We start from the raw sequence: 7,259 nt of genomic DNA, 5'->3' as shown, positions 1-7,259 counted from the left end.
CATGACCCCGGAGAACAGCACGCACACCGGGGTCGGGGCGACGGCGTGGGCGTCGGCGAGCCAGAAGTGGAACGGCACCGCGGCCGCCTTGACCAGCCACCCGACCACGACGAGGACCACGCCCACCACGGCCGGGCCGTCAGGTGGGCCGGCCGCCAGTGCGTCGCCGACGGGGGCGAGGCCGAGCTGCCCGGTGCGGGCGTAGAGCACACCGATGCCGCAGAGCGCGAGGTAGGCGCCCAGCGAGTTCACCACCCCGAACGTCAGCCCGCCCTGCAGCGAGCGCGCCTCCTCGATCTTGTAGGCCGCCAGCGCGTAGGCGACCGCGCCCATGAGCTCGAAGAACACGAGCATGGTGAAGAGGTCGCCGGCGAGCACGAAGCCGGTCATGCCGGCGCAGAAGAGCAGCACGAGGGCGTGGAAACGCGCCTCGACGTCGTCGAAGTAGCGCCAGCTGTAGAGCAGCGCCCCCGCAGCGAGCACGCCGATCAGGACGACGAGCCCGGCTGCAGCGGGATCCACGACGAGGGCGATGCCGACCGGGTGCGCGCCCGGGGGCGGCGCCCAGCCGCCCAGCCACGTCACCGCGTCGTGCGTCGTGGTGGCCTCGAGCAGCAGCCCGCCGGCGGCGGCCAGCGCGAGTGCGCCGAGCAGCGCCACGGTGTCGGTGACCACCCGCGGCGTCCAGCGTCCGAGCAGGAGCAGCACGCAGGCGAGGAGCACCGGCCCGGTGACCGCCAGCGGCGCGACGACGTCGACGGTGCTCACGGTGCTCATCCGCGCAGCTCGCGCAGCTGGTCGGGGTCGACCGTGCCGTGGCGCTTGGCGATCTGGACGGTCAGGGCGAGCAGCAGCGCGGTCACCGTGGCCGAGACGACGACGTCGGTGAGCACCATCGCCTGCACCACCGGGTCGACCACCGGGCTCGACCCGGCGCCGCCCGCGCCGAGGATCGGGACGGTCGCGTCGCGCTGGAACCCGGCGGCGATGAGCAGCACGTAGGTCCCGGACTGCGCGACCGAGAGCGCGACGACGGTGTGGACGAGGTCGCGACTGCGGACGATGCCGAGCGCGCCGACAAGGACCAGCCACCCGGCGACCGCCCAGGCGACGACGGTGAGGGTCACGACGCCTCCCCGGAGGAGACGACGAGCTCCTGGCGCAGGAACTGGCCGAGCAGCGACACCACCGCGGCCCCCACCCCGACGCCGGCGACGACGTTGAGCGCCAAGACGGTGCCCGAGGAGAGCGGGGCGCCGAGCACGCCGACCGGGAGGATGTTGGCGAGGAACCCGGCCCCGGTCAGGAGGCCCGCCGCGCCGGTGACCACGAACAGCCCGCTGCCGGCCGGTTCCAGCAGCGGGGCCCACCGGGTCGGCCGCAGCCACTGCAGCGTCGGGAAGCTCCCGGCGAGGTAGAGCAGGTGGATCGCCGTCGCGAGGACCACGCCGCCCTGGAAGCCCCCGCCCGGGGTGAGGTGACCGTGCAGCACGATGTCGCCGCCCACGAGCAGCGTCACCGGGAGCAGCGCCCACCCGGCGAGACGGGTCGCGGGCAGCACCGTCATCGGCGGGGCGGGCTCGGCGACCCGTTCGTCGTCGGCCGGGCGCAGCAGGGTGGCCACCGCGGCCACGGACGCGAGCAGGATCGTCTCCTCGCCCAGGGTGTCGAAGGCGCGCTGGTCGAAGTTCACCGCGGCGACGACGTTCGCGGTGGCGTGGGCGGCCGACGCGGCGACGGCGGCGTCCCGGTAGGGGTGCACGTCGGTGCCGACCGCGGGCAGGCCGTGGGTCGCCACCGCCCAGAGCAGGCCCATCCCGAGGGCGCCGAGCAGGAACACGACCAGGCGGGCGCGCGGGCTCATCGGGCCGGCCGATCCGAGCGCTCGGGGGCGTCCGTGCGCTCGGGGCGCCCGGAGCGGCGTCGCACCGTGCGGACCGTCAGCAGCACCAGCAGCGGCACGAGGGCGGTCCCGACGGCGATCTGCGAGAGCGCGACGTCGGGTGCGGCCGCGAGCACGAAGACGGTGCCGAGCAGCAGCCCGAAGACCGACAGCGTCACGGCCTGGCGTTCCGGGTCGTGGGTCAGGGCGACCACCGTGCCGGCGACGGCGACGGCGATCAGGGCGACGACGAGCAGGACGGTCATTCCGCCGGGCCCTCCCGCTCCACGCGGGCGATCCCGGTCTGCAGCACCGGGGCCGTGGCCGCCAGCAGCGCGACCACGACGACGACGGCGACCGTCCCCGTCGAGACCCCCAGCGTGAGTGCGCACGCCAGGCCGGTCGCGGGTCCGGCCACCGAGGTCACCAGGGTCACGAGGTGCAGGCGCTCGGCGACGGTCCGCAGGAGCAGCGCCCCGGCGGCGGCCCCGAGCACGGCCAGGGCACTGACCGCGCAGAGCACCCAGACGACGACACCGAGCGGCCCGGACGGCGCGCTCACCGGTGGCCCCGCAGGAGCCGGGTGAAGACGAGGGTGCCGGCGAAGGAGAGCAGCACGGCGACCAGCGGGACGATCAGCAGGCTGGGCTGGCCCATCACGACGGAGAGCACGGTGAGCAGCAGCACGGTCACCGCCGAGGCGAGCTGCAGCCCGGCGAGCCGCGAGGTGGCGGTCCCCCGGGCGACGAGCAGCAGGCCCGGTCCGGCGAGCACCACGAGCAGCACCCCGGCGAGCAGCAGGAAGGGGTTCACCGCGCGACCGCCCGCTCGAGCGCCGAGGGGTCGTCGGTGAGGGCGTGCACCACGAGCGTGCCGTCCTCCACGTCGGCGACGTAGGACGCCGGGGTCGCGGAGATGGTGACCGCCCCGAGGCTCGCGCGGCCGTCGGGGCCCGTCGTGGGCGGGTGGGGGAGCGGCAGGGTGCGCTCGCACCCGAGCGGGGTCCGCGTCGCGATCGCCCGCACCGTGGCGACGGCGAGCCGCGCGGTGTCGGCCACGACGGCGCCGGGCAGGCGCAGCGCCCAGCGCCACCAGCCGGACGGCAGCTCGGCGGGGGCGTCGAGCACGCGGCGGGTGGCCGTCGCGAGGACCGCGAGCGGGACGGCGACCAGCACGGCGACGACGAGCTCGAGCCCGCCGACCGCGGTCAGCGTCGCGACCCAGACGGCGACGAGGACGACGGTCCAGACCGCCACCTCGACGGCCGTGGACACGGACCGCCGGAGACGACCACCACGTCGCTGGGGCATGGCTCGTGCTTCCCGCGCGGACCCGGCGGGAAACGGGCCGCTACTCCAGGACGGTGCCGTCGGGGTCGGGGACCTGTTCGGGGCGCCCGTGCACGGCGCGGTGCCCGGCGCGCACCAGCGCCGCGTAGGCCGCGCCGAGCCGTCCGGCGCGGGCCCGGGCGGCCCGGGCGGCGGCCGCCCCGGGGCCGCCGTGCACCGCGCCGCCGGGGTGGGCGGACGCCCCGGCCAGGAAGAGCCGGTCGATCGGGGTGTCGGGGCGCCCGAGCCCGGGGGTCGGACGCAGGACGAGCTGCTGGTGCAGGTTCGCGGTGCCGCCCATCAGGGCGCCACGGACGAGGCTCGGGTCCTGGCGCTGCAGGGTGTCCGGGTCGGCGACCGCGCGGCCGACGACGAGGTCGCGGAACCCCGGGGCGTGCCGCTCGACGACGGCCTCCATGCGGTCGACGTGCGTGGCGACCTCGTCGGGGTCGGTCAGCGCGTCGTGCGGGACGCGGGTGTAGCTCCACAGCGACTCGGTGCCCCGGGGCGAGCGCGACGGGTCGGCGGTCGTCAACTGCCCCATGATCAGGAACGGGGTGGCCGGGACACGGCCGGCGGCGAGGTCGGCACCGAGGTCGACGAGGCCGCGGGTGTCGGCGCCGACGTGGACCGCGCCCGCGCCGTGGGCCTCCGGCGCGGTCCCCGGGACGGGTGCGGAGAGCGCCCCGTCGACCTTGTGCACGGCGTGGTCCCACTGGCAGCGGGCGAGGTCGGCGCGCATCCGCCACGGGAGGTGCTCCTCGCCGAGCAGCTCGCGGTAGAGGATCGGGGCGGCGACGTCGGCGAGGACGGCGTGGTCGGCGCGCACCGTCCCGCCGGCCGTGTCCACGACCCCGACGGCGCGCCCGCCCTCGACGAGCACCCGGGCCACCGGCCGGTCGCTGTCGACCCGCCCGCCGCGGGCCCGGAGGCGGGCGACGAGCGCGTCGCTCAGCGCCCCCGACCCGCCCTCGGGGACGGGGAACCCGACGTCCTGGGCGAGCATGGCGAGCAGCCACCCGAAGGCGGTGCTGCCCGCGCCGGTGGGCGGCACGTCGGCGTGCATGGCGTTGCCCGCCACCAGCGCCCGCGCGCCCTCGCCGTCGAACTCCTCCTGCCCGAAGCGCAGGACCGGGAGCACGAGGCGACGGATGAGGCGCAACAGGTCCGGGGTGCCGGTCGTCCGGACCAGGCGGGCGGCCCCGCGGACCGGCGGGAACGGCGCGAGCAGCGCGCCGACCAGCGGCTCGCGCAGCTCCTGCCACTGCTCGGCGAGGCGGCGCCACGCGGCCCCGTCGCCCGGCGCGAAGCGCTCGACCGACGCGACCGTGGTGTCGAGGTCGCGGGAGATCACGGCGGCGCGGTCGTCGGGCAGGACGTGCGCGAGCGGCTGCGGGGCGTGGCGCCAGCGCAGGCCGTGGGCGTCGAGCCCCAGACCGCGCAGCACCGGGGAGGCGGCGCCGAGCGGGTAGAACGCGCTGCCGAGGTCGGTGCGCCAGCCCGGGGCGGCGAGCTCGGCGCTGCGGGTCGCGCCGCCGGGCCAGGCGCCGGCGTCGAGCACGTGCACCCGCCAGCCGGCGTCGGCGAGCAGGTTGGCCGCGACGAGCCCGTTGTGCCCGGCGCCGACGACGACGGCGTCGGCGCGCTCGGCGTCGCCGGAGGGGTGGGTCATCCGGGCACCGTGCCCGCGCCGTCCGAGGGCGGCAAACGGAGCCGGGCGGGAACTGTCGCGGCGGTGACACAGCGACCGTCGCGGCGGGCGCAGACCAGCCCGGAAACGCGGAGCACTCTTCACCAGGTCGACGCCGAGCACGACGTCACCCGGACACGAAGGAGCCCGCCATGTCCCTCCCGACCATCCCCACCACCGGCGCCCCGTTCGACGGCGGCCAGGGCGATCCCCGGGTCCCGGGAGTCGCGGGGCCGCCGCGACGGCGCCGGACCGCACTGGTGATCACGATCGTGCTGTCGGTGGCGGCGCTGCTCGCCGCGGTCGTGGTCGCCGCGCTCGCGTTCCTCGGGGCGTCGGCGAGCGTGCCCGCCGCGACGGTCGGCGAGAAGCTGACCGCGCAGTTCGGCGCGACGGTGACCTGCACGCAGGACCTGCCGGCGCGGGTGGGCGCCACCACCACGTGTCTCGGCACCGACGAGTCGGGCGTGCACCACGTGCTCGTCACGGCCAACTCCGTCGACGGCTCGACGGTCGACTTCACCGGCACCGTCCAGGACTGACCGCCGGTCGTCCCGGGCACCGCGCCCCGTCCCCGCCGCGGGACGGGGCCGGCGTGCGCTGGGTGCCGGGGTCAGATCGCGCCGACCGCCGACACCGCCACGCCGGTGCGCCCACCGTCCACGTCGAGCACCGTGCCGTGCGTGAAGCGGGCCGCGTCGGAGGCGAGGTACACGACGGCGTCCGCGACCGCGGCGGGGTCCCCGGCCCGCCCCGCCGGGGTCCCGACCATCAGACCCTCGCCGCGGAACTCGACCGACGGGTCCAGGTCCGGAGGACGGATGACGCCCGGTGAGACGGCGTTCACCCGGACCCCGCCCGGCCCGAACTCGGCGGCCCACGCCCGGGTCAGCGTCTCCAGTGCGCCCTTGGTCGCGGCGTAGAGCGAGCCGACCGGCAGCCCCAGCCGCGCGCCCCACGAACCGAGGTTCACCACCACCCCGGACCCGCGGTCGATCATCGACGGGACGACGGCCTGCGTCAGGAAGAACGGCGCCTTCACGTTCACCGCCCAGATGCGGTCGGCGAGGTCGTCGTCGGTGCTCGGCGTGGTGGCCGCCGGATAGATGCCCGCGTTGTTCACCAGGACGTCCAGGTGTCCGGTGACGTCGAGGGCGGCGCGCGCGAGGGCGTGGCTCGCCGCGGCGGTGCCGTCGAGGTCGGCGGGGACGAAGTCGGCCGTGCCGCCGGCCCCGCGGATCTCCGAGACGGTCGCGGTGCCACGGAGCTCGTCACGCCCGGAGACCAGGACGTGAGCGCCGTCGGCGGCCAGGGCGACGGCGATCGCGCGGCCGATGTTGCTGGTGGAGCCGGTGACGAGGGCGCTCCGCCCCTCGAGTCGTGGAGTCACGAGCGCGACGGTAAGGAGTAGATTTTGGACCGGCAAGTCCAGAACGCACGCTAGACTGCGCCCGTGACGATCACCGCGAAGGGACGGGCGACGCAGCAGCGCATCGTCGAGGGCGCGGCCACCCACCTGCGCAGCACCGATCCCGGCACGCTCACCCTCGACGACGTCCGGGCGATCACGGGAACCAGCAAGGGGCAGCTCTTCCACTACTTCCCGGGCGGGAAGGAGGAGCTGTTGCTCGCGGTCGCCCGCTACGAGGCGGACCGCGTCCTGGACGACCAGCAGCCCCACCTCGGGGCACTGACCTCGTGGGCGGCGTGGCGGCGGTGGCGCGACGCCGTCGTCGCCCGGTACCGCGCCCAGGGGGCGCACTGCCCACTCGCGTCGCTGCTGGGCCAGGTCCGGACGACGCCGGGCGCGGCCGAGGTGGTCTCCACCCTGCTGGCGCAGTGGGAGGACCACGTCCGACGAGGGATCGAGTCCATGCAGGCCGACGGGCTGGTCGACGGCGACCTCGACGCGGGGCAGCACGCGGCCGGCCTCATCGCGGGGATCCAGGGCGGTGTCCAGGTACTGCGGTCCACCGGCGAGAGTCGACACCTGGAGGCCGCGCTCGACCTCGCGATCGACCGGCTGCACCCCATCGCGGCCCGGACGTAGGAAGGCCGGCGGATCCGATCGGGGACCGCCGGCCTTCCGGTCGTGCGTCGTGCACGTGACTCAGTGACGGCCGTCCTGCGGCGTCATCTGCACGGTCGGCTCGGCGGGGCCGGCGTAGTGCGCGCCGCCCGTCGTCGCCGGGTCCTGCTGCTGGGCGTACTGCGCGGCGCGCTGGGCGTCGGCCTGACCGCGGGCCTGCCCGGTCTGCAGGTCGGCGCGGACCTGGTCGGACTGCTCCTGGGCGCGGCGGTAGCCCGAGTCGATGAGGTCCTTGGCGGCGTCGCGGCCACCGAGCCCGAACGCCAGCGC

Annotated in this window: 11 protein-coding genes and 1 pseudogene; 2 read left to right on the top strand and 10 right to left on the bottom strand. The window is 76.4% G+C overall.

The window, feature by feature from the left end; translation table 11 throughout:
* From AC0CYZ_RS28615 to AC0CYZ_RS28580, 8 genes are all read right to left on the bottom strand, one after another.
* Positions 1-777: proton-conducting transporter transmembrane domain-containing protein (locus AC0CYZ_RS28615; RefSeq protein WP_472221502.1), on the bottom strand; the 777-nt coding region annotated here is incomplete at its 3' end.
* Positions 774-1,127, bottom strand: a complete 354-nt coding sequence (locus AC0CYZ_RS28610) for a sodium:proton antiporter (protein ID WP_472221501.1) — start codon at positions 1,125-1,127, stop codon at positions 774-776. The genes AC0CYZ_RS28615 and AC0CYZ_RS28610, both read right to left, overlap by 4 nt.
* Entirely contained in the window at positions 1,124-1,864 is a 741-nt protein-coding gene (locus tag AC0CYZ_RS28605) for an MnhB domain-containing protein (RefSeq protein WP_472221500.1), read from the bottom strand. Before AC0CYZ_RS28605 ends, AC0CYZ_RS28610 begins: the two co-directional genes overlap by 4 nt.
* Positions 1,861-2,148 carry a DUF4040 domain-containing protein gene (locus AC0CYZ_RS28600; protein WP_472221499.1) on the bottom strand — a complete coding sequence of 96 codons (288 nt, stop codon included), beginning with the start codon at positions 2,146-2,148 and terminating at the stop codon, positions 1,861-1,863. The genes AC0CYZ_RS28605 and AC0CYZ_RS28600 overlap by 4 nt, the downstream gene beginning before the upstream one ends.
* A complete protein-coding gene (locus tag AC0CYZ_RS28595; RefSeq protein WP_472221498.1) occupies positions 2,145-2,444 on the bottom strand; it encodes a monovalent cation/H(+) antiporter subunit G in 300 nt (99 codons plus the stop codon). The genes AC0CYZ_RS28600 and AC0CYZ_RS28595 overlap by 4 nt, the downstream gene beginning before the upstream one ends.
* The gene (locus AC0CYZ_RS28590; RefSeq protein ID WP_472221497.1) at positions 2,441-2,695 is read right to left on the bottom strand and encodes a monovalent cation/H+ antiporter complex subunit F; all 255 of its coding nucleotides are present in this window, start codon (positions 2,693-2,695) and stop codon (positions 2,441-2,443) included. The genes AC0CYZ_RS28595 and AC0CYZ_RS28590 overlap by 4 nt, the downstream gene beginning before the upstream one ends.
* On the bottom strand, positions 2,692-3,138 hold the full coding sequence (locus AC0CYZ_RS28585) for a hypothetical protein (RefSeq protein WP_472221496.1): 447 nt from the start codon (positions 3,136-3,138) through the stop codon (positions 2,692-2,694). The genes AC0CYZ_RS28590 and AC0CYZ_RS28585 overlap by 4 nt, the downstream gene beginning before the upstream one ends.
* A 94-nt stretch (positions 3,139-3,232) precedes the next feature.
* Complete coding sequence (locus AC0CYZ_RS28580) at positions 3,233-4,882, bottom strand: phytoene desaturase family protein (protein WP_472221495.1); 1,650 nt, start codon at positions 4,880-4,882, stop codon at positions 3,233-3,235.
* A 170-nt stretch (positions 4,883-5,052) separates the two neighbouring features.
* Here AC0CYZ_RS28580 and AC0CYZ_RS28575 point away from each other — a divergent pair, with 170 nt between their 5' ends.
* On the top strand, positions 5,053-5,442 hold the full coding sequence (locus AC0CYZ_RS28575) for a DUF4333 domain-containing protein (protein WP_472221494.1): 390 nt from the start codon (positions 5,053-5,055) through the stop codon (positions 5,440-5,442).
* A 71-nt stretch (positions 5,443-5,513) separates the two neighbouring features.
* On the opposite strand, the gene AC0CYZ_RS28570 is transcribed toward AC0CYZ_RS28575, so the two are convergent.
* The gene (locus AC0CYZ_RS28570; protein WP_472221493.1) at positions 5,514-6,290 is read right to left on the bottom strand and encodes an SDR family NAD(P)-dependent oxidoreductase; all 777 of its coding nucleotides are present in this window, start codon (positions 6,288-6,290) and stop codon (positions 5,514-5,516) included.
* 63 nt (positions 6,291-6,353) lie between these two features.
* Here AC0CYZ_RS28570 and AC0CYZ_RS28565 point away from each other — a divergent pair, with 63 nt between their 5' ends.
* A complete protein-coding gene (locus AC0CYZ_RS28565) occupies positions 6,354-6,950 on the top strand; it encodes a TetR/AcrR family transcriptional regulator (protein ID WP_472221492.1) in 597 nt (198 codons plus the stop codon).
* A 60-nt stretch (positions 6,951-7,010) separates the two neighbouring features.
* Here AC0CYZ_RS28565 and AC0CYZ_RS28560 read toward each other — a convergent pair.
* A pseudogene (locus tag AC0CYZ_RS28560) lies at positions 7,011-7,259 on the bottom strand (mechanosensitive ion channel family protein); the annotation flags it as partial.

The organism is Actinomycetospora sp., assembly GCF_055612215.1.
The sequence above is the reverse complement of the archived record's forward strand: the minus strand, read 5'-3'. Positions and strand labels throughout refer to the sequence as shown.

Coding starts and splice junctions, on each gene's coding strand:
- AC0CYZ_RS28605 (WP_472221500.1), bottom strand. CDS start 1,864: ATGAGCCCGCGCGCCCGCCTGGTCGTGTTCCTGCTCGGCGCCCTCGGG.
- AC0CYZ_RS28600 (WP_472221499.1), bottom strand. CDS start 2,148: ATGACCGTCCTGCTCGTCGTCGCCCTGATCGCCGTCGCCGTCGCCGGC.
- AC0CYZ_RS28580 (WP_472221495.1), bottom strand. CDS start 4,882: ATGACCCACCCCTCCGGCGACGCCGAGCGCGCCGACGCCGTCGTCGTC.
- AC0CYZ_RS28575 (WP_472221494.1), top strand. CDS start 5,053: ATGTCCCTCCCGACCATCCCCACCACCGGCGCCCCGTTCGACGGCGGC.